The following is a 21196-nucleotide window of genomic DNA, read 5'->3' on the forward strand; positions in this document are numbered from 1 at the left end:
AAGCCACGGCCCATGTCCTCCGCAGCGCCCCTGGCGGCGCCTTCCCAGCGGGCGCCTGACCCGGCAACGCAGCCCTCGGGCACTGCGGCGGCGTGGTCGGCGGCGGCGGTCACCGTGCCCCATGCGGTGGGCCTGGGGCTGCTGGCCTTTGCGCCCCTGGCGGGCGACTACTCCTTGGCGGCGCTGGCCCTGTGGTCGGCTGCGCTGCCGGGCCTGCTGCTCACCCTGCTGGCGCCCCGCGCGGGCGTGGTGTATGCGCCTACCACGGTGGTGGCGCTGCTGTTTGCTGCGGTGCTGGCCACTGCCCATGGTGCGGCACCCGCGCTGGGGTTGAGCGCGCGGCAGGTGCTGGCCGTGAGCGGGGCCACAGTGGCGCTGGCGTTTGTCTTCCAGTGGCTGCTGGGTGTGCTGCGGCTGGCTTCGGTGGCTCGGTTCCTGCCCATTTCAGTCACCCACGGGTTTGCGGCGGGCGTGGGCCTGTCGATGGTGCTGGGCCAGGTGCGCAACGGCTTTGGCGCGGGGGCGGCCGCACCCTGGGATGCCCAGCTGGGCTGGCATGCGCTGGCGGCCGGGGCCGTGGTGGGGCTGGCCTGGTGGCTGCGGGGCCGCTGGCCCCGCATGCCCGGCCTGCTGACGGCGGTGGCCGTGGTGGCGCTGGCCGTGGCTTTGGCGGGCTTCTGGGGCGCCGGGCTGGGGGCCGTTTTTGTGCCCGCCGTGCAGCCCAGCGCATTCGCCTGGCCGCCGCTGCCCGACTGGAGCGGCATCCCCTGGATGGCCCTGGCGCAGCAGCAGGGCTCGGCCCTGGTGGTGCTCGCGCTCCTGATGGCGCTGGTCAACAGCCTGGAAATCCTGGTCTTCAACCAGGAGCTGGAGCTGGACCACGGCCTGCGTGGCGACGCCAACCTGGCCCTGCGCCGCGAAAGCCTGCTGGGCGCGCTGTGTGGCCTGGCGGGCATGATCCCGGCATCGACCAGCGCGTCGCGCTCGCGCATCGTGCTGGCGCAGGCTGGTGCATCGCGCGACGCCCCGCGCTGGCACGCCGCCATCATGCTGGGCGTGGCCGTCACAGGGCCGTGGTGGTTGCACTGGGTGCCCATGGCCTGTCTGGCGGGGGGGCTGGTGCTGGCCGGGCTGATGCAGGTGCCGGGGCTGATGTGGTCGCTGGGCTACGCGCGCCGCTCGCGCGTGACCTGGGCGCAGAGCTGGCTGGTGGCCCTGGTGTTTGCGGTGATGGGTGGTGTGGGTGCGCTGGTGGCGGGCCTGGTGGTGGCCACTTTTGTGCTGCTGCACGACTCGGCCGCCACGGTGCTGCGCCATGTGCGGCTGGATGGCGAGCTGCGTTCGCGGCGCCTGCGCCGGGCGGGGTCAGACACCTGGCTGGCGCCGCGCATGAACCAGGTGGCCGTGTTCGAGCTGCAGGGCGTGATGTCGTTTGGTGTGGCGGCCCATCTGGCCGAGCAGGTGCGCATGCTGCTGCAGCCGCGCCACCGCTGGGTGATTCTGGACGCGGGCCGTGTGCCCGCCTGGGACAGCACGGCGTTGGCCCAGCTGCGCGCCCTGGTGCGCGACCTGGGCCAGCAGGGCATTGCCGCCGCCGTGGCAGCGCTCGACCCCCTGGCCGCCGAACACGCGGGCGAACAGGTGCGCGCCTTTGCCGACCTGGACCGTGCGCTGGAATGGGCCGAGGCCGGCATCCTGGCGCAACGCCCCATTGAGCAGCGCCCCGCGCGCCCCGAGCGCGACCTGCTGGGCGAAATCGGCGAAGGCGTGCCCCGCGCCGCCGCCGACGCGCTCATGGCCCTGCTGGAGCCGCTGGACGTGCCCGCCCACGGCGTGGTCTTCCGCGCGGGCGACACCGACCACGACCTGCTGGTGGTCAAGTCGGGCCACATCACCCTGGTGACCTTGTGGCCGCCCGACAAGGGCCTGCGCCTGGCCACCGTGGGGCCGGGCATGGCCTTTGGCGAGATGGCTTTCCTCAACGGCGCGGCCCGCAGCGCCTGCGCCGGGGCCGAGCGCGGCCCCGCACACCTGGTGCGGCTGTCGCGCGCGCACTTTGACGCCTGGGCCCGGCAATACCCCGAGGCCGCGCTCACGGTGATGAATAACCTCGCGCAGATCGGGGCGAGGCGGCTGGCGGTGACCACGCGCCAGCTGCGGGCCGTGCTGGAATGATTTTTATAAACAATAATCGGCCTCTGCGCGCAATGGATAAGTCTTTTTAGCTATCAAAAGAGTAGTAAATATGTACCCCGCACCGCCCGCGGGCCGGTGTGGCGTGCCGCTCCGTACCGCAAAAAATCGCTTTTTGGGCCACCGGTGCGACAATAGAGGGCTGCGAGCCTGTTCATGACCTCGCGCGGCCCCCGATGCCGCGGGAGATCGTGAGCAGGTTCTAGCGCAACGCCCCAACAGTCCCCGGCGCACGGCACATTGCCCGCTGGGGCCCTCTCTGCGGCGTTGCACTCCTCGCCGGGCCACCAGCCCGGCTGCGGTTTGCGCCTTGCAGCCAGCCCCCTCCCAAGGGCGTGCCACATTGCTCAGACATAAATTCAGCGTCGCCTACAAACACGCTTTTAATGACTAGTTCCTTCTCCAATCTATCGCTGGCCGAGCCGCTGGCACGTGCCGTGGCCGAAATGGGCTACGAGTCCATGACGCCCATCCAGCAGCAGGCCATTCCGGTCGTGCTTACCGGCCAGGACGTGATGGGTGCCGCCCAGACCGGCACCGGCAAGACCGCCGCCTTCTCGCTGCCCCTGCTGCAGCGCCTGCTCAAGCACGAAAACAGCTCCACCTCGCCCGCGCGCCACCCGGTGCGCGCCCTGGTGCTGCTGCCCACGCGCGAACTGGCCGACCAGGTGGCGCAGCAGATCGCGCTGTACGCCAAACACACCAAGCTGCGCAGCACCGTGGTGTTTGGCGGCATGGACATGAAGCCCCAGACCATCGAGCTGAAAAAAGGCGTCGAGGTGCTGGTGGCCACGCCGGGCCGCCTGCTGGACCACATCGAGGCCAAGAACGCGGTGCTCAACCAGGTCGAGTACGTGGTGCTCGACGAGGCCGACCGCATGCTGGACATCGGCTTTTTGCCCGACCTGCAGCGCATCCTGAGCTACCTGCCCAAGCAGCGCACCACGCTGCTCTTCAGCGCCACGTTCTCGCCCGAGATCAAGCGCCTGGCCAGCAGCTACCTGCAGAACCCCATCACCATCGAGGTGGCCCGCCCGAACGAGACGGCCTCCACGGTGGAGCAGCGCTTCTACAGCGCCAATGACGACGACAAGCGCCGCGCCATCCACCAGGTGCTCAAGACGCGCGGCATCAAGCAGGCCTTCATCTTCGTGAACAGCAAGCTCGGCTGCGCCCGCCTGGCGCGCAGCCTGGAGCGCGAAGGCCTCAAGACGGCGGCCCTGCACGGAGACAAGAGCCAGGACGAGCGCCTCAAGGCGCTCGAAGCCTTCAAGAAGGGCGAAGTGGACCTGCTGGTGTGTACCGACGTGGCCGCGCGCGGCCTGGACATCAAGGACGTGCCCGCTGTGTTCAACTTCGACGTGCCTTTCAACGCCGAAGACTATGTGCACCGCATCGGCCGCACGGGCCGTGCAGGCGCCTCCGGCCTGGCCGTCACGCTGGTGTCGGGCAGCGATGCCCGCCTGGTGGCGGACATCGAGAAGCTCATCAAGAAGAAGATCGAGCTGGAAGCCGTCGAGTACGACGAAGACCAGCCCCGGGGCCGCATCAACGACGGCCGCCGCGCCTGGCGCGAAGCGGGTGAGACGGGCGATGGCCGCGATGCCTTGGGTGCATCGGCTCCCCGCCGCGAACGTGATCGTGACTACCGGGGGGGGCGTGAGTCCCGCGATCCGCGCGATCAGCACCGGGGCTTCCGTCCCGCCGCAATCTCGCGCGACCCGTTCTTCGAGAAACCCTACGAGGCCAGCGCGGCCTCCGATGCCGCCCCCGCCTGGGAGGCCGCCACCAAGTCTGCGCCGCGCAGCAGCATCTCGGCCAACATCAAGCCCAAGCGCAAGGTGGCCGCACTGTTCAAAGCCGCAGCCCAGCCAGAGACGACGGCACAGTCCTGATTGGATTTTTTTGGAGCCAAATTGCGCTCTAGCGCCTTCTGATTAAGCGCTGCAAGCTATCGAGAAGATAGCAAATTATTGCCAGCAGGCGTAGCCCGGATTTACCCGCCGGGCTGTTGCGCCTGTTCGCAGTGCACTTGCAGCAATTCCCGCTCGGCCAGCGTGGAGCCAAAACGCACGGCGCTCAGGCAGCCACCCCAGACGCAGCCGGTGTCCAGCCCCAGCAGGTCACTGCGGTTGAGCCAGCCCAATGTGGACCAGTGCCCAAAGGCCATCACGGTGCCTGCTGTGCGGCGCCCTGGTACGTCGAACCAGGGCATGAGCCCGGGCGGGGCGGCGCTGGCGCTTTCAGTGCTTTCAAAATCCATCACCCCGTCGGCCGAGCAAAAGCGCAGCCGGGTGAGGGCGTTCACGATCACGCGCAGCCGGTCGGTGCCGGTGAGTGGGTCGCTCCAGCGGTCGGGGGTGTTGCCATACATGGCCTGTAAGAAGGCGGGCAGCTCGGGGCTGAGCAACACGGCCTGCACCTCATCGGCATAGGCCAGCGTGTCGGCCACCGACCAGGCGGGCAAGACACCGGCGTGCACCATCAGCAAGGTCTGCCCGGCATGTGTGTGCGCGCGGGCCAGGGGCTGCTGGCGTACCCAGGCGAGCAGGGCCTCGCGGTCGGGGGCGTCCAGCACGGAGGCCAGCGTATCGCGCCGCGAAGGCTTGCGCGCCCCTGCGGCGGCGGCCAGCAGGTGCAGGTCGTGGTTGCCCAGCAGGCAGCGGATGGCGTCGCCATGGCGCATGCTGCGGCGCAGCACGGCGGCTGAATCGGGCCCCCGGTTGACCAGGTCGCCCAGCAGGTAGACGGTGTCGCGGCTGGCGGAAAAGCCGATGGTGTCCAGCAGGCGGCCCAGGGCGCTGTCGCAGCCCTGGATATCGCCGATGCAATAAATAGCCATGGTGTGGTGTGGGTGGGATGGAGCGTGGATTTTCTGCCGAGACGGTGGAGGATTACACCAGGGGCGCAGCAGGGCCCTACAAGTCGGCACGCGTCTCTTGGCGCCCTTGTCCGTGCGAGGCCCCAGTTTGGTGCTGGGGATATTCATGAAAAGGTGCCGTAGTACCCGTCCCAGGGACTTGAAAAAGGCAAACACTCCCCAATGCGAGGCCTTGGTATTCGCGCTGGATGAATATAGACCCCTGTTATTTGTGGTTTTCTCGGGGAAAATTTGCAGGCCTTGCTTCCATGTTGGGGGATTATTCCTATAATCGGTCCGTCACCAACCTCACACTCCTTATTCTGACACCATGACCAGCTACAAAGAACTTTTGAAGCAGCGTGAAGCCCTTGAGCAACAAATCAGCGAAGCACGGCGCCGGGAGTTGTCGGATGCTGTGTCCCAGGTTCGTGCACTGGTCGCCGAATATGGTTTGACCGCCCAGGATGTATTCCCTGCCGGCAAGGCCGCAGGCAAAACCGGCCGCAGCTCCACGGCAGGCTCCAAGGTGGCACCTAAGTACCGCGATCCCGCAACCGGCCAGACCTGGACCGGCCGTGGCAAGGCGCCCAAGTGGATTCAAAATGAAAACCGCGAGAAGTTCGCCATTTGATGGGCTACAACTCCCACCACAAAAAAGCCCGCTGATGCGGGCTTTTTTTATGGGTGTGCGCAGAGGGTTAAGGCATGGCCTCAAGCCGCCGTCCCCAAGGCGTGCATAGCTGCGATCTGCCTGTATCTGCAGATCTGTATCTGCGGGTTTGTGGGCTTCAGCCACCAGTATTTTGCTGCCGGGCCAGTTCGCGCAGTGCGTTGGCGGTGAAATCGTCGGCCGGAAAGAACGACTCCACGGCCAACTCCTGCAATGTCACATCCACTGGGGTGCCGAATATCGTGGTGGTGCTGATAAGCGACAGCATGCCGTGCACGCTCTCAAAACAAAACGGCATGACCACGCCCAGCATTTCGCCGGCCAATACTAGCGGCGTGGTTTCTTCGGGGGCGGGGTATTGCTGCAACTCGGCCTGCAAGGCGATCAGGGTGGGGTCGGCCGTGGCCTGGATTTGCTGGCGCAGGCGCTCGAACAGATGCGCGCGCCATTGCGCCAGGTTGGCAATGCGAGGTGCCAGGCCCTTTGGGTGCAGGCTCAGGCGAAACACGTTGATGGGTGGGGCCAGCAGCTCGGGGCTGACATGGGCAGACAGCAGCGCCAGCGCGGCGCGGTTGGTGGCCACCACGTTCCAGCAGCGGTCGAGCGCGATGGCGGGGCAGGGCTCGTGGCCCTTGAGCACCAGCTCCACCGCCTGGCGGGCGGCGGCCAGGGCCGGGTCGTCCAGCGCGCGTTCGCGGTACATGGGGGCGTAGCCTGCGGCCACCAGCAAGGCGTTGCGCTCGCGCAGCGGGATGGCCAGGCGCTCGCACAGGCGCAGCACCATGTCGCGGCTGGGGTTGGTGCGGCCGGTTTCCATGAAGCTCACATGCCGGGTGGAGATGTCTGCCTCGTCGGCCAGCTCCAGCTGGCTCAGGTGCCGTTGCTGGCGCCAGGTGCGCAGGTGGTCGCCAAACGAGGCGGGCCCCGCCGTTGCCACACGGTGCGGCAGTGGATGGCGCGGGGGGCGGTGCGGTGTGGAGTTGGTGGAGGTCATGTGCCGCATCCTAGGTGCAAACCGCGCACGGGCCATTACCTGCCAGGTCATCGACGGCATGCGCCGGGGCGGGAACGATGGAGCCCTCTTTCAACCGTTGTTTCATCCACCAAGGAGCTTTCCATGTTCACCAACCTGATGTCCTCCCCCCGATTCCTGCGTGCCGTGGTCTGGTTCGATGCCTCCACGGGGGTTTTGCTGGGCGCGTTGCACCTGTTGCTCACGGCGCCGCTGGCCGAATGGCTGGGTCTGCCTGCTGGGCTGCTGCAGGTCACGGGTGTGATGCTGCTGGGCTACGCCGCCCTGGCCATTGCGATTGCTCGGTCCGAGCCCATGCCCCGGGGCTGGCTGTGGGTGCTGATCGCGGGCAACTTTGCTTGGGCAGTGGCCAGCCTGGCCCTGCTGCTGGGCTCCACGCACACGCCCACGCTGCTGGGCCAGGCCTATCTGCTGGTGCATGTGGTGTCGGTGGCTCTGCTGGCCGAGCTGCAGTGGTGGGGCGTGCGCCGTTTGCGTGTGTGGGCAGCAGCATGATGGCGCATCTTTGTTTGCTATACAAAATATAGCTAACTTTGCTTGTCTATCAGGCGGAAACGGCCTTTTTTGCTTGAGAAATGCCCCCCGCCCCATGGCGGGAGGCCGCCGCCACACCCCGGGGCGCTAAGGCCCCACGATTGCACCGCCTTGCAGGACTGCCAGAATAGGTCGTGTTGCCTTTCACAGGAGTCCGCCATGGCCACTTCACGCAAGTCGTCGCCCCAGCCCGCCCGCCACGCGTTTGCCAACACCCTCAAGAGCTTCAGGACAGCGTCCGGCAAAGAAGGCCAGTTCTACTCGCTGCCCGCGCTGGCCAAACAGTTTCCAGAGATCAAGCGCCTGCCGGTGTCGATCCGCATCGTGCTGGAATCGGTGCTGCGCAATTGCGATGGCCGCAAGGTGACCGCCGAGCATGTGCAACAGCTTGCGCACTGGGCGCCCAATGCCGCGCGTACCGACGAGATTCCGTTTGTCGTCTCCCGCGTGGTACTGCAGGACTTTACCGGCGTGCCGCTGCTGGCCGACCTGGCCGCCATGCGCAGCGTGGCCGCGAAACTGGGCAAGAACCCCAAGAAGATCGAGCCGCTGGTGCCCGTGGACCTGGTGGTGGACCACTCCATCATGATCGACCACTACGGCAAGAAGAATTCGCTCGACCTGAACATGAAGCTCGAATTCCAGCGCAACCGCGAGCGCTACGAGTTCATGAAGTGGGGCATGCAGGCCTTTGACACCTTTGGCGTGGTGCCCCCGGGCTTCGGCATCGTGCACCAGGTCAACCTCGAATACCTGGCGCGTGGCGTGCACAAGCGCAAGGACAACGTTTACTACCCCGACACCCTGGTGGGCACCGACAGCCACACCACCATGATCAACGGCATTGGCGTGGTGGGCTGGGGCGTGGGCGGCATTGAGGCCGAGGCCGCCATGCTGGGCCAGCCCGTGTACTTCCTCACGCCCGATGTGGTGGGCTTCGAGATGACGGGGCGGCTGCGCGAAGGCGTGACGGCCACCGACCTGGTGCTCACCGTGACCGAGCTGCTGCGCAAGCACAAGGTGGTGGGCAAGTTTGTCGAATTTTTCGGTGAAGGCACCCGCACCCTGGCGCTGCCCGACCGCGCCACCATCGGCAACATGGCGCCCGAGTACGGCGCCACCATGGGCTTCTTCCCGGTCGATGAAAAGACCATCGACTACTTCCAGGGCACGGGCCGCACCAAGGCCGAGATCGAAGCCTTTGAAGCCTACTTCAAGGCCCAGGGTCTGTTCGGCGTGCCGCTGGCGGGCGAGGTGGACTACTCGCAGGTAGTGAAGCTGGATCTGGGCAGCGTCACCCCCAGCCTGGCTGGTCCCAAGCGCCCGCAGGACCGCATCGAGCTGGGCCAGGTCAGCCGCCAGTTTGCCGACCTGTTCAGCCAGCCCGCCGCGCACAACGGCTTTAACCGCCCGGCCGAACTGCTGCACACCCGTTTCCACATTCACCGCGCGGCAGAGGTGGTAGCTGAGGTAGCACCCGACGGCAAGCCCACCCCGGCGGGTGCACCGCGTTCGGTGGTGGAGATGGAGGCCAACAAACCGGCCCTGGCCACCGCGCATGCCGAGGCCCGCAGTGCCACGTTGCCCGCCAAGGGCGCCGACCCCACAGTGGGCAATGGCGATGTGCTGATTGCCGCCATCACCAGCTGCACCAACACCAGCAACCCCAGCGTGCTGCTGGCAGCGGGCCTTTTGGCCAAGAAGGCGGTGGAGGCGGGGCTCAAGGTGCAGCCGCACATCAAGACTTCGCTGGCGCCTGGCTCGCGCATCGTGACCGAGTACCTCACTGAAACCGGCCTGCTGCCCTACCTGGAAAAGCTGGGTTTTTCGATTGCGGGCTATGGCTGCACCACCTGTATCGGCAATGCGGGCGACCTCACGCCCGAGCTGAACGAGGCCATCACCAGCAACGATCTGGTCTGCGCGGCAGTGCTGTCGGGCAACCGCAACTTCGAGGCGCGCATCCACCCCAACCTCAAGGCCAACTTTCTGGCCAGCCCGCCGCTGGTGGTGGCCTACGCCATTGCGGGCACGGTGCTCAAGGACCTGATGACCGAGCCCGTGGGCAAAGGCAAGGGGGGGCGCGACGTGTACCTGGGCGACATCTGGCCCAGCAGCGAGGAAGTGCACGCGCTGCTGAAATTCGCCATGAAGGGCAAGGCCTTCCGCGACAACTACGCCAAGGTAGCGACCGACCCCGGCAAGCTGTGGGAGAAGATCCAGGGCGTGAGCGGCACGGCCTACACCTGGCCCGCCAGCACCTACATTGCCGAGCCGCCGTTTTTTGCCCAGTTTTCTCTTGAAAAAGGAGCTAACAAGGCAAGTGGGACGGGCGGAGAAGGCCAAAATGATGCCCAACTTCCGTCGGTGCTGGGTGCCCGCATCATGGCGCTGTTTGGCGACTCCATCACCACCGACCACATCTCACCCGCAGGCTCCATCAAGGAAAGCTCGCCCGCAGGCCAGTGGCTGCGGCAGCACGGCGTGCAGAAGGCCGACTTCAACAGCTATGGGGCGCGGCGCGGCAACCACGACGTGATGGTGCGCGGCACCTTTGCCAACGTGCGCATCAAGAACCTGATGATTCCGCCCACGGCCGACGGCTCGCGCGAGGAGGGTGGGGTGACGGTGTTCCAGAACGAGGGTGCCTTGCAGGGCGAGAAGATGTTCATCTTCGACGCTGCCATGCAGTACATGGCCCAGGGCACCCCCACCGTGATTTTTGCGGGTGAGGAGTACGGCACCGGCTCCAGCCGCGACTGGGCCGCCAAGGGCACGCAGCTGCTGGGCATCAAGGCCGTGGTGGCGCGCAGCTTTGAGCGCATCCACCGCTCCAACCTGGTGGGCATGGGCGTGCTGCCGCTGCAGTTCAAGGCGGGCGACTCGTGGGAGACGCTGGGCCTCACGGGCAACGAAGTCATCGACGTGCTGCCCGACCCCGCGCTCACCCCCCAGAGCGATGCCCGGCTGGTCATCCACCGCGCCGACGGCACGGTGCGCGAGGTGGTGGTCACGCTGCGCATCGACACGCCCATCGAGGTGGACTACTACCGCGCCGGGGGCATCCTGCCCTTTGTGCTGCGGCAGTTGCTGGAGGGTTGAGAGATTGACTGCACAACGGGGCTTCGGCCCCGTTTTTCTTGGGTGACCCAGGAGGGTGCGACCGGTGGCGGCGGTCTGGTCATTTCCTTACGCCTCGATACACTTGTGACGTACTTCCGGAATCACACCCCGCCCCGTTTCTGCACCGCTTCTCCACGCTGCCCATGGCCCCTTCCCCACCCCCCCTGACCGCGCGCTCCTACCTGTCGGACGCGCCCGCTGTCACGGTGGTGCTGGTGGTGGCGGTGCTGGCTCTGGTGATCCTGCCGCTGGTGCAGCTGCTGGGGGACGGCGCCGGGGCGCAGCACGGGCTGGAGCCGCTGCTGGAGATGGCGGCGGTGTTGCTGGGGCTGCTGGTGGTGTCGGTGTCGCTGCACGCGCTCGAAGCGCATGAACAGGCGCGGGCCAACGTGCTGGTGGTGGGGGTGGGGGTTGCGGCGGCCTGCAATTTTCTGCATGGCGTGCTGGTGCACTCCGGCCCGGTGCACATGCCGGTGGGTACTGCCCATATCTCCCTGTGGCTCAGCAGTTGGGCGCGTCTGGCCGAGGTGCTCACCCTGGGGCTCGTGGCCACGCGGCTGGCGGCGCCGGGGGCGCCCCAGGCCTGGCTGGCGGTTTCCGGGGGGATCACGCTGCTGGTGGTGGGGGCGGCCATGGGCCCCTTGCCGGGCTGGTTTGCCCAGGCCGCTGGCGGGGTGCTGCGCCAGGCGCTGGCGGCGGGGTTGGCGCTGGCGCTGGCCGTGATTGCCGGGGTGCTGTACCGCCGGAGCCGCCGCGATGGCCAGGCGGTCCCGGAGGACGAAAACCGGCCCCGTGACCGCCTGTTTGCCTGGGCGGCCATGGCGTTTGTGTGTGGCGAAATCACCGTGGGGGTGCTGGGCGGCCATTCCCCCGTCGGTGGGCCACTGGCCCATGCCCTGCGGGTGGTGGCCTATGCGCTGCTGTACCAGGCGGTGTTCGATGCGGGCATCCGCCGGCCCTTTGCCCGCATCCAGACCGCCGAGAGCCGCCTGCGCGAAAGCGAAGGCCGCCTGTCGCTGCTGGGCCGCAATCTGCCCCACAGCGTGTTGTTTCAGGTGGTGCGTGAACTCGATGGCCGTGTGCACTTTGTGCACATGGGCGAAGCCATCGAGCGCCTCAATGGCGTGCGCGTGCAAGAGGTGCTTGACGACCCCGGCGTGTTGTATCGCCAGATCCTGGAGGAAGACATGGGCCGCCTGCGCGAGGCAGAGCGGCATTCATTCCTGTCGATGACCAGCCTGGAGGCGGTTTTTCGCGTGCGCCGCACCGATGGCCAGGTGCGCTGGATGCACCTGAATTCCTCGCCCCGCCTGCTCGACGACGGTCGTGTGCTGTGGGACGGGGTGCAGACCGACATCACGGCGCACCACCAGGCCGAAGAGGCCGCGCGCGCCAAGGATGCGCTCATGGCCAACATGCTGCGCTTGGTGCCGGGCGGGGTGGCCCGGCTCGACCGCGACCTGCGGGTTCTGTATGTCAACGAGCAACAGGCACGCTGGCTGTACAAGACCCCGCAGGACCTGCTGGGCCGGCTGCTGCAGGACGTGATCCCGCCCGAGGTGTTTGTGCGCATGCAGCCCCACCTCGACAAGGCTTTTGCGGGCGAGACAGCAGTGTTTGAAAACCGCATCGACGGGCCCGACGGCATGCAGTACCGCCACACCACCATCGCGCCCGAGGCCGTCACGGAGCAAGGCGCATCGGCAGTGGTGGTTTTCGCCTACGACCTCACGGCGCTCAAGCGCATCGAGCAGGAGCTGGCGCACCAGAAGGCACACTTGGCCCGCGTGGTCAACGCCATGCCCGACATGGTGTTTCTCAAGGATGCCGAGGGCGTGTACCTGTCGGTCAACCCCGTGTTCGAGCGCTTTGCGGGCCGGCCCGAACGCGATGTGGTGGGCCGCAACGACTACGACCTGACCAACCCGGCCGAGGCCGAGCGCTTTCGCAAGTACGACCAGCGTGCCATGCAGGCCTGGCAGCCGCTGGTGTATGAAGAAACGCTCACCTTTGCCGAAGACGGCTACCAGGGCCAGTTCGAAACCATCAAGACCCCCATCCGCGACCTGCACGGCCGCGTGACCGGTGTGCTGGGCGTGTGCCGCGACATCACCGACCGCAAACGTGCAGAGCAGGAAATCGAACGCCTGGCTTTCTACGACGCGCTCACCGGCCTGCCCAACCGGCGCCTGCTGCTGGACCGCCTGCAACGCTCCATCGCCGCCTGCCAGCGCACCAAAAGCCTGGGCGCCTTGCTGTTCATCGACCTCGACAACTTCAAAGACCTCAACGACACCCTGGGCCACGACATGGGCGACCAGCTCTTGTCGCAAGTGGCTGCCCGCCTGGTGGGCAGCGTGCGCGAAGCCGACACCGTGGCCCGCTTTGGCGGCGACGAATTCGTCGTCATGCTCGAAGCCCTGGCCCCCGACCTGCAAAACGCCGCCACCCAGGCAGAAACCGTGGCCGAGAAACTCCTGGCCAACCTGAACCAGCCCTTCGACCTGGATGGCGCACAGCACTACAGCACCCCCAGCATCGGCATCACCCTGTTTGGCGACGAACGCCTCACCGTGGACGAACTCCTCAAACGCGCCGACCTGGCCATGTACCAGGCCAAAGCCGCAGGGCGCAACACCCAGCGCTTCTTCGACCCCGACATGCAGGCAGCGGTCAACGCCCGCTCCAACCTCGAAGCCGACCTGCGCCAGGGCCTGGCCCGGGGCGAGTTGCTCGTGCACTACCAGCCCGTGGTAGACCACCACGCCCGCCTCATGGGCGCAGAAGCCCTGGTGCGCTGGCGCCACCCCCAGCGCGGCATGATCAGCCCCGGCGACTTCATCCCCCTGGCAGAACAGACCGGCCTCATCCTCCCTTTAGGCCAATACGTGCTGCAAACCGCCTGCGAACAACTGCAGCGCTGGAGCCAGCACGACAACACCGCCCACCTGTCCATCTCGGTGAACGTCAGCGCACGCCAATTCCGCCAGCCCGGCTTCGTGGCCGAAGTGCTGCAAACCCTCAAGAACCACAACGCCGACCCCCGCAAACTCAAACTCGAACTCACCGAAAGCCTGCTCTTGGGAGACATCGAAGACACCATCGCCCGCATGGTGCAGCTCAAAAGCGAAGGCGTGGGCTTTGCGCTGGACGACTTCGGCACCGGGTACTCGTCTCTCTCCTACCTCAAGCGGCTGCCGCTGGACCAGGTGAAGATCGACCAGAGCTTCGTGCGGGACGTGCTCTCGGACCCGAACGACGCGGCGATCGTGCGGACCATCCTGGCGCTGGCCAAGAGCCTGGACCTGGAGGTGGTGGCGGAGGGGGTGGAGACGACGGGGCAGCTGAGCTTTCTGAGGCTGCACGGGTGTGAGGGGTTCCAGGGGTATTTGTTTGGGCGGCCCACCCCCATGGACATCTTTTTGCGTGAACAGCAACTGGGCCTGATGTCGCAACCCCTGGTGGCTGTGCCGGAAGGGCACAAGCCATGAACAACGTCGGCATCCTGTGGGTGGACATCGACACGCAGCATGCAGCGGCTGCGCGGCGGTTGATTGCCGAGCGCTACCCTGAATGGCGCGTGGTGAACAGCCCCACCCCCGAGACCGCCATGGCGCCCCTGGCCTCGCAGGCCTGGGACGCCGTGGTGATGTGCCTGAGGCCTTCGGAGCAGGAGCTGCCCGGCCTGCTGGAGCTGTGCGCCGGCCGCCCGGTGCTGATGTGCATCGACGCCACGCAGGAGGCGCTGGCCGCGCGGGCCTTCCGCTGCGGGCTGGGAGACTATGTGCTGCGCGAGCCTGACGACGTGTCGCACCTGAGCGAGCTGCTCAACCGCCTGGTGGCCCTGACGCAGGGCACCAAGGGTCAGGGCCAGCCCGTGCGCATGGTGGACGCCCGTATCTGGCAAGAGGCACTGACCATGCTGCAAGAGCAGCGCACGGCCCTGCAGGCCACGCTGGCCAGCATGAGCCAGGGCATCTTCAAGACGGGGCCCGATGGCCGCATCACCGTCTACAACCAGCGCGTGCTGGAGCTGCTGAATCTGCCCGAATCGCTGATGGCCACCCGCCCCACGCTGGCCGACCTGACGCGCGTGCAAGCCGAGCGCGGCGACTTTGGCGCGGGCTACAGCCTGGTGGACCGGCGCGGGCACGACTACGTGGCCCAGGGTGCGGTGGCCGCTGCCCCGGCGCTTTACTGGCGCACCACGCGCGATGGCCGTACCTTCGAGGTGCGCACCACCACGCTGGCCGACGGCAGCCTGGTGCGCACCTTTGCCGATGTGAGTGACTACGTGCGCGTCGAAAACGAGCTGCGCGAGAGTGAGGCGCGCTTCCGGTCACTGAGCGACCTGTCCTCTGACTGGTACTGGGAGCACGACGCCGAAGGCCGCTTTGTGCAGTTGGCGGGGGATCTGAGCGTGAACGGCATCCCGCTGTCGAGCGTGATGGGGCGCACCCGCTGGGAGATTGGTGCCCTCAACATGACCGAGGCCGACTGGGCCGCGCACCGCGCCGTGCTCGCCGCGCACCAGCCGTTTCGCGACCTGGAGCTGCAGCGCAAGCGCCTGGATGGCACCATGCACTGGATTTCGGTCAGCGGTGTGCCGGTGTTCGATGCGAATGGCGCGCTGCGCGGCTACCGGGGCGTGGGCCGCGACATCACCGAACGCAAGCAGGTCGAGAGCCAGATCGAGCGCCTGGCGTTTTACGACTCCCTCACCGGCCTGCCGAACCGCCGCCTGCTGGTGGACCGCCTGCAGCACGCCACGCTGGCCGTGGCGCGTTCAGACACCCAGGGCGCGCTGCTGTTCATCGACCTGGACAACTTCAAGGACCTCAACGACACCCTGGGGCATGACACCGGCGACCAGTTGCTGCTGCAGGTGGCCCAGCGCCTGAAGGCCTGCGTGCGCGAGTCCGACACCGTCGCCCGTTTTGGCGGGGACGAGTTCGTGGTGCTGGTGGAAGGCCTCAGCCCCGATGCGGACCATGCCAGCGCCGAGGCCGCGCTGGTGGCCAGCCACATTGCCACCACCCTCGGCAAGCCCTATGTGCTGGGCGATGCCAGCCACCACAGCTCGCCCAGCATTGGCATTGCGCTGTTTGGCCAGCAGCCGCTCAGCGTGGACGAACTGCTCAAGCACGCCGACCTGGCCATGTACCAGGCCAAGGCAGCGGGGCGCAACACGCAGCGCTTTTTTGACCCCGACATGCAGGCGGCGGTGAGCAACCGCTCGGCGCTGGAGGCTGACCTGCGCCGGGGGCTGCAGGAGAAGGAACTGGTGTTGTATTACCAGCCGGTGGTGGACGGCAAAGGCCGCCTGCAGGGGGCCGAGGCCCTGGTGCGCTGGCGCCATCCGCGCCGGGGCATGGTGTCGCCCGCCGAATTCATCCCGCTGGCCGAGCAGACCGGGCTCATCCTGCCGCTGGGCCAGTGGGTGATGGAGGCTGCCTGTGCCCAGCTGGTGGCCTGGTCGCGCAGCTCGCTCACGCGGCAGTTTTTCCTGTCCGTCAACGTGAGCGTGCGGCAGTTTCGCCAGCCTGACTTTGTGGAGCAGGTGCTGGGGGCGCTGGACGCCACGGGGGCCAACCCCGAGCGTCTCAAGCTTGAACTTACCGAGAGCCTGCTGTTGGCCGATGTCGAGGACATCATTGCGCGCATGGAACACCTGCGCCGCTACGGCGTGGGCTTTTCGCTCGACGACTTTGGCACCGGTTATTCGAGCTTGAGCTACCTCAAGCGCCTGCCGCTGGACCAGCTCAAGATCGACCAGAGTTTTGTGCGTGACCTGCAGACCGACCCCAATGACGCGGCCATCGTGCGCACCATCCTGGCCCTGGCCGACAGCCTGGACCTGGGCGTGGTGGCCGAGGGCGTGGAGACCACGGGCCAGCTCGAATTCTTGCAGCGCTACGGCTGCAAGGCCTTCCAGGGCTACCTGTTTGGCCGCCCCATGCCGCCCGAGGTGCTGGAACGGGCGTTGCGGCCTGCGCTATGACAAAAGCCACCGCCCTTTTGGGCGCGACAATGAATCCATGAAAAAACAGGTGTTGGTCGCCGGTGGCGGCATCGGCGGCTTGGCCGCTGCGTTGGGCGCCTCGCGCGCGGGCTGGGATGTGCGGCTGTACGAGCGCGCTGCCGCATTCAGCGAAGTGGGTGCGGGCGTGCAGATCGGGCCCAATGTGGTGCGTCGCTTGCAGGCCTGGGGCTTGCAACAGGCGCTGCAAGCGGTGGCGGTCTTTCCCGGCCGCCTGCAGGTGCGCAATGCTGTGAGCGGACGCGAGCTGGCGGTGCTGCCGCTGGGCCCCACAGCGGTGGAGCGCTACGGCGCGGCCTACGCCACCATCCACCGCGCCGACCTGCATGGCCTGCTGCTGCAGGGGGTCACCCAGGGCACTGACGCACAGCTGCTTCTGGACCATGCCATCGACCGTTTTGCTGACAGCGGCGAAGTCGTCACCGTGCGCACCAGCCGGGGCAAGGAGGTGGAGGGCGATGCGCTGATTGGCGCCGATGGCCTGTGGAGCCGCACCCGCACCCAATTGCTGGGTGCCATGCCACCGCGTGTGACGGGCCATCTGGCCTACCGCGCCCTGGTGCCGCAGCAGGCGCTGCCCGAGGCGCTGCGCACCACCCAGGTCACTGCCTGGCTGGGGCCACGCCTGCATGCGGTGCAGTACCCCGTGCGCCGGGGCGAGCTGCAGAACATCGTCGTCATCGTGCAGGGCCCTGCACCACAGGACCTGGAGAACTGGGACCATGCCGCCAACGCTGCGGGCCTGGACCACGCGCTACAAGGCACCTGCACCACATTGCAGGACCTGGTGCGCGGTGTGAGTGATCACGCCCCGGCAGGCTGGCGTCTGTGGCCGCTGTGCGACCGCCCGCCCGTGCGCGCCGCCGACGAGATGGCGCGCGGCCTGGTGGGCCTGCTGGGCGATGCCGCCCACCCCATGCGCCCCTACCTGGCCCAGGGCGCGGGCATGGCGATCGAGGATGCCGCCGAGCTGCAGCGGGCGCTGGCCATGCACGACCTGGAGGTGCCGCTGCGCCTCACGCGTTATGCCCTCAACCGCTGGCAGCGCAACGCCCGCGTGCAGGCGCGTTCCATCCGCAATGGGCGCATTTTTCATGCCACGGGGTTGGTGCGGTGGGGGCGGGATGGGGCGCTGCGCCTGCTGGGTGAGCGCTTGCTGGATGTGCCCTGGCTGTACCGCGGCGATGGTGCGGGCGCCAGTGCGCTGTGAGTCCTTGGTGACGGGCAGGACTGCCACGTGGGCCCTGTTGCAAGCATCGGGTTCAGGGCGCTTTTAAGCGTGTAGGCAGCCCCCGCAGGTTGTCAGGACATTCCCTATCCGGGGCAACCCGTGCAGGCCGCGCGCAGGCTGAACTTTGCGCAGTATGCCGTGCTCTACCGCAGTGTGTGCAAAGCGCCAAAAAGGCAACGGATGTGACCACGAATTTGCTGTTCAAGCGCAGGCCGTGGTGCTACAAAGAGCCAAGCCGGTAGCGATTCCCACTGCAACACCGTGGCACTTCCCGAGCCCGCCGGGGGTGCCGCCACAGGAGGTCGTATGGATGCCATCAGCAATTTCGCCGCGCGCTACGCCCGTAGCCGTGAAGAGGAAATGTCGATCGACGAGTACCTCGCCGAGTGCAAGCGCGACCCAATGGCGTTTGCCACGGCCGCCCAGCGCATGCTGGCCGCCATTGGCGAGCCCGAAATGGTGGACACGCGCAACGACCCGCGCCTGTCGCGCCTGTTTGCCAACAAGGTCATCAAACGCTACCCCGCCTTTGCCGAGTTTTACGGCATGGAAGACTCCATCGAGCAGGTGGTGAGCTTCTTCCGTCATGCGGCGCAGGGGCTTGAAGAGCGCAAGCAAATCCTCTATCTGCTCGGCCCGGTGGGCGGCGGCAAGAGCTCGATCGCCGAGCGGCTGAAGTACCTCATGCAGAAGGTGCCGTTCTATGCGCTCAAGGGGTCGCCGGTCAACGAATCACCACTGGGCCTGTTCGATGCGATGGAGGACGGGCCCGTGCTGGAAGAGCAGTTCGGCATCCCCCGGCGCTACCTGCAGCGTGTGCTGTCGCCCTGGGCCGTGAAGCGGCTCGAAGAGTTTGGCGGTGACATCCGCCAGTTCCGGGTGGTCAAGCGCTACCCCAGCATCATGAAGCAGGTGGGCATCGCCAAGACCGAGCCGGGCGACGAGAACAACCAGGACATTTCCAGCCTGGTGGGCAAGGTGGACATCCGCAAGCTCGAAACCTATGCCCAGGACGACACCGACGCCTACAGCTACAGCGGCGGCCTGTGCCTGGCCAACCAGGGCCTGCTCGAATTTGTGGAAATGTTCAAGGCGCCCATCAAGGTGCTGCACCCGCTGCTCACGGCCACGCAGGAGGGCAACTACAAGGGCACGGAAGGCTTTGGCGCCATACCGTTCGATGGCGTGGTGCTGGCCCACAGCAATGAGAGCGAGTGGAAGGCGTTTCGTAACAACAAGAACAACGAGGCGTTTCTCGACCGCATCTACATCGTCAAGGTGCCGTATTGCCTGCGGGTGAGCGAAGAAACCCGCATCTACGAAAAACTCATCCGCGAGTCGTCGCTGGGCAACGCCGTGTGTGCGCCGGGCACGCTCAAGATGATGGCGCAGTTCGCCGTTCTCACGCGGCTGAAGGAGCCCGAGAACTCCAGCATCCTCAGCAAGATGCAGGTCTACGACGGCGAGAGCCTGAAGGACACCGACCCCCGCGCCAAGAGCTACCAGGAGTACCGCGACTATGCGGGCGTGGACGAGGGCATGACGGGCATCTCCACCCGCTTTGCGTTCAAGATCCTCTCGAAGGTGTTCAACTTCGACAGCGCCGAGGTGGCTGCCAACCCGGTGCACCTGATGTATGTGCTGGAGCAGCAGATCGAGCGCGAGCAGTTCCCCGCCGAACTGGAGACCAAGTACACCGGCTACATCAAGGAGTTTCTGTCGCCGCGTTATGCCGAGTTCATCGGCAAGGAGATCCAGACCGCCTATCTGGAAAGCTACAGCGAGTACGGCCAGAACATCTTCGACCGCTACGTGACCTACGCCGACTACTGGATCCAGGACAACGAGTACCGCGACACCGACACCGGCGAGGTGTTCGACCGGGGCGCGCTCAATGCCGAGCTGGAGAAGATCGAGAAGCCCGCAGGCATTGCCAACCCCAAGGACTTCCGCAACGAGATCGTCAACTTCGTGCTGCGAGCCCGGGCCAACAACCAGGGCAAGAACCCGAGCTGGACGAGCTACGAAAAACTGCGCCTGGTGATCGAGAAGAAGATGTTCTCGAACACCGAGGAACTGCTGCCGGTGATCAGCTTCAACGCCAAGGCCAGCGCCGAGGAGGCGCGCAAACACGAGGACTTCGTCACCCGCATGGTGAACAAGGGCTATACGCCCAAGCAGGTGCGCCTGCTCTGCGAGTGGTACCTGCGCGTGCGCAAGAGCAGTTGAGGTCGGCGCTGGGGCTCTAGGCCCTGCCAGGAACGGGAGCAACGGATGGCATTGCAAATCATCGACCGCAGGCTCGCAGGCAAGAACAAGTCCGTCGGCAACCGCGAGCGTTTTGTCCGCCGCTTCAAGGAGCAAATTGCGGACAGCGTGCGCCGCGCCGTGTCGCAGCGCGGCATCCGCGAGATCGAGCAGGCCGAGAACATCACCATCCCCAAGAAGGACATCGGCGAGCCCGTGTTCCACCACGGCCAGGGCGGCATCCGCGACATGGTGCACCCCGGCAATGCCGAGCATGTGCGCGGCGACCGCATCGAGCGGCCCAAGGGCGGCAGTGGCCGTGGCTCGCAGGCCAGCGATGGCGGGGAGGGCGAGGACGACTTCACCTTCACGCTGACCAAGGAAGAGTTCATGCAGCTCTTTTTTGAAGACCTGGCGCTGCCGCACCTGCTGCGCACCCACATCGGCGAGAACCCGCTGTGGAAGTCGCGCCGCGCGGGCTACAGCCAGGACGGAATCCCGAACAACCTGGCCGTGCTGCGCACCATGCGCGGCGCTTTGGGGCGGCGCATTGCGCTGGGCAAGTCCGCGCACCGCGAGCTGCTGGTGCTGCAGGCCGAGCTGGACGCCCTGCTGGCGCAGGACGATGGCACCAGCGAGGCCGTGGCCGCGCTGCAGCGCCGCATTGATGCGCTGCAGGTGCGCATCGGCCGCATCCCTTACCTCGACCCCATCGACCTGCGCTTTCGCGCCCGCATCCAGGTGCCGGTGCCCAACAGCCAGGCGGTGATGTTCTGCCTGATGGATGTCTCGGGCTCCATGGACGAGGCGCGCAAGGACCTGGCCAAGCGCTTCTTCATCCTGCTGTACCTGTTCCTCACGCGGCACTACGAGAAGATCGACATCGTCTTCATCCGCCACCACACCCAGGCCGCCGAGGTGAGCGAGGAGCAGTTCTTCCACTCCACCGAAAGCGGCGGCACGGTGGTGAGCAGCGCGCTGGTGCTGCTCGACCAGATCATCCGCGCGCGCTACCCCAGCGGCGACTGGAACATCTACGTGGCCCAGGCCAGCGATGGCGACAACTTCACCAACGACAGCGGCAACTGCCGCAACCTGCTGGTGGACCGCATCCTGCCGCTGGTGCGCTACTTTGCCTACGTGCAGGTGGCGGAGGAAGAGCAGAACCTGTGGGAGGAATACAGCCAGCTGTTGCCGGAGTTCTCGCACTTCGCCATGCGCAAGGTGTCGCAGCCCAGCGAGATCTACCCGGTGTTCCATGA

Annotated in this window: 12 protein-coding genes; 10 read left to right on the plus strand and 2 right to left on the minus strand. The window is 66.6% G+C overall.

The window, feature by feature from the left end:
- The first annotated feature begins 12 nt into the window (after positions 1 to 12).
- Both ACTPOI_RS23365 and ACTPOI_RS23370 read left to right on the plus strand, forming a co-directional pair.
- The gene (locus ACTPOI_RS23365; RefSeq protein WP_440113411.1) at positions 13 to 2175 is read left to right on the plus strand and encodes a SulP family inorganic anion transporter; all 2163 of its coding nucleotides are present in this window, start codon (positions 13 to 15) and stop codon (positions 2173 to 2175) included.
- A 404-nt stretch (positions 2176 to 2579) separates the two neighbouring features.
- On the plus strand, positions 2580 to 4088 hold the full coding sequence (locus ACTPOI_RS23370) for a DEAD/DEAH box helicase (protein ID WP_440113414.1): 1509 nt from the start codon (positions 2580 to 2582) through the stop codon (positions 4086 to 4088).
- A 101-nt stretch (positions 4089 to 4189) separates the two neighbouring features.
- On the opposite strand, the gene ACTPOI_RS23375 is transcribed toward ACTPOI_RS23370, so the two are convergent.
- Positions 4190 to 5035, minus strand: coding sequence for a symmetrical bis(5'-nucleosyl)-tetraphosphatase (locus ACTPOI_RS23375; protein WP_440113417.1), 846 nt, complete (start codon positions 5033 to 5035; stop codon positions 4190 to 4192).
- A gap of 349 nt (positions 5036 to 5384) precedes the next feature.
- On the opposite strand from ACTPOI_RS23375, the gene ACTPOI_RS23380 reads away from it, so the two are divergent.
- Positions 5385 to 5687 carry an H-NS histone family protein gene (locus ACTPOI_RS23380; protein ID WP_063462523.1) on the plus strand — a complete coding sequence of 101 codons (303 nt, stop codon included), beginning with the start codon at positions 5385 to 5387 and terminating at the stop codon, positions 5685 to 5687.
- 157 nt (positions 5688 to 5844) lie between these two features.
- Here the strand turns inward: ACTPOI_RS23380 and ACTPOI_RS23385 are convergent, their stop codons facing one another.
- On the minus strand, positions 5845 to 6720 hold the full coding sequence (locus ACTPOI_RS23385; RefSeq protein ID WP_440113421.1) for a helix-turn-helix domain-containing protein: 876 nt from the start codon (positions 6718 to 6720) through the stop codon (positions 5845 to 5847).
- A gap of 123 nt (positions 6721 to 6843) precedes the next feature.
- Between ACTPOI_RS23385 and ACTPOI_RS23390 the strand changes: the two genes are divergently transcribed.
- From ACTPOI_RS23390 to ACTPOI_RS23420, 7 genes are all read left to right on the plus strand, one after another.
- The gene (locus tag ACTPOI_RS23390; protein WP_440113424.1) at positions 6844 to 7254 is read left to right on the plus strand and encodes a hypothetical protein; all 411 of its coding nucleotides are present in this window, start codon (positions 6844 to 6846) and stop codon (positions 7252 to 7254) included.
- 198 nt (positions 7255 to 7452) lie between these two features.
- Positions 7453 to 10395 carry an aconitate hydratase gene (locus ACTPOI_RS23395; RefSeq protein ID WP_440113427.1) on the plus strand — a complete coding sequence of 981 codons (2943 nt, stop codon included), beginning with the start codon at positions 7453 to 7455 and terminating at the stop codon, positions 10393 to 10395.
- Positions 10396 to 10559: 164 nt separating this feature from the next.
- Entirely contained in the window at positions 10560 to 13907 is a 3348-nt protein-coding gene (locus ACTPOI_RS23400) for an EAL domain-containing protein (protein WP_440113430.1), read from the plus strand.
- Positions 13904 to 16417, plus strand: coding sequence for an EAL domain-containing protein (locus ACTPOI_RS23405; protein WP_440113433.1), 2514 nt, complete (start codon positions 13904 to 13906; stop codon positions 16415 to 16417). The genes ACTPOI_RS23400 and ACTPOI_RS23405 overlap by 4 nt, the downstream gene beginning before the upstream one ends.
- Positions 16418 to 16454: 37 nt before the next feature.
- Positions 16455 to 17666, plus strand: a complete 1212-nt coding sequence (locus tag ACTPOI_RS23410; RefSeq protein WP_440113436.1) for an FAD-dependent monooxygenase — start codon at positions 16455 to 16457, stop codon at positions 17664 to 17666.
- A gap of 327 nt (positions 17667 to 17993) precedes the next feature.
- A complete protein-coding gene (locus ACTPOI_RS23415; RefSeq protein WP_094288137.1) occupies positions 17994 to 19916 on the plus strand; it encodes a PrkA family serine protein kinase in 1923 nt (640 codons plus the stop codon).
- A 45-nt stretch (positions 19917 to 19961) separates the two neighbouring features.
- Positions 19962 to 21196, plus strand: a 1235-nt coding sequence (locus tag ACTPOI_RS23420) for a YeaH/YhbH family protein (RefSeq protein WP_440113440.1), incomplete at its 3' end; no start/stop codon positions are given.

Source organism: Acidovorax sp. BL-A-41-H1, from assembly GCF_051942715.1.

What these genes read in the sequence shown, in the direction of transcription:
- ACTPOI_RS23365 (WP_440113411.1), top strand. Translation starts at nt 13, where the DNA reads ATGTCCTCCGCAGCGCCCCTGGCGGCGCCTTCCCAGCGGGCGCCTGAC.
- ACTPOI_RS23370 (WP_440113414.1), top strand. Translation starts at nt 2,580, where the DNA reads ATGACTAGTTCCTTCTCCAATCTATCGCTGGCCGAGCCGCTGGCACGT.
- ACTPOI_RS23375 (WP_440113417.1), bottom strand. Translation starts at nt 5,035, where the DNA reads ATGGCTATTTATTGCATCGGCGATATCCAGGGCTGCGACAGCGCCCTG.
- ACTPOI_RS23380 (WP_063462523.1), top strand. Translation starts at nt 5,385, where the DNA reads ATGACCAGCTACAAAGAACTTTTGAAGCAGCGTGAAGCCCTTGAGCAA.
- ACTPOI_RS23385 (WP_440113421.1), bottom strand. Translation starts at nt 6,720, where the DNA reads ATGACCTCCACCAACTCCACACCGCACCGCCCCCCGCGCCATCCACTG.
- ACTPOI_RS23390 (WP_440113424.1), top strand. Translation starts at nt 6,844, where the DNA reads ATGTTCACCAACCTGATGTCCTCCCCCCGATTCCTGCGTGCCGTGGTC.
- ACTPOI_RS23395 (WP_440113427.1), top strand. Translation starts at nt 7,453, where the DNA reads ATGGCCACTTCACGCAAGTCGTCGCCCCAGCCCGCCCGCCACGCGTTT.
- ACTPOI_RS23400 (WP_440113430.1), top strand. Translation starts at nt 10,560, where the DNA reads ATGGCCCCTTCCCCACCCCCCCTGACCGCGCGCTCCTACCTGTCGGAC.
- ACTPOI_RS23405 (WP_440113433.1), top strand. Translation starts at nt 13,904, where the DNA reads ATGAACAACGTCGGCATCCTGTGGGTGGACATCGACACGCAGCATGCA.
- ACTPOI_RS23410 (WP_440113436.1), top strand. Translation starts at nt 16,455, where the DNA reads ATGAAAAAACAGGTGTTGGTCGCCGGTGGCGGCATCGGCGGCTTGGCC.
- ACTPOI_RS23415 (WP_094288137.1), top strand. Translation starts at nt 17,994, where the DNA reads ATGGATGCCATCAGCAATTTCGCCGCGCGCTACGCCCGTAGCCGTGAA.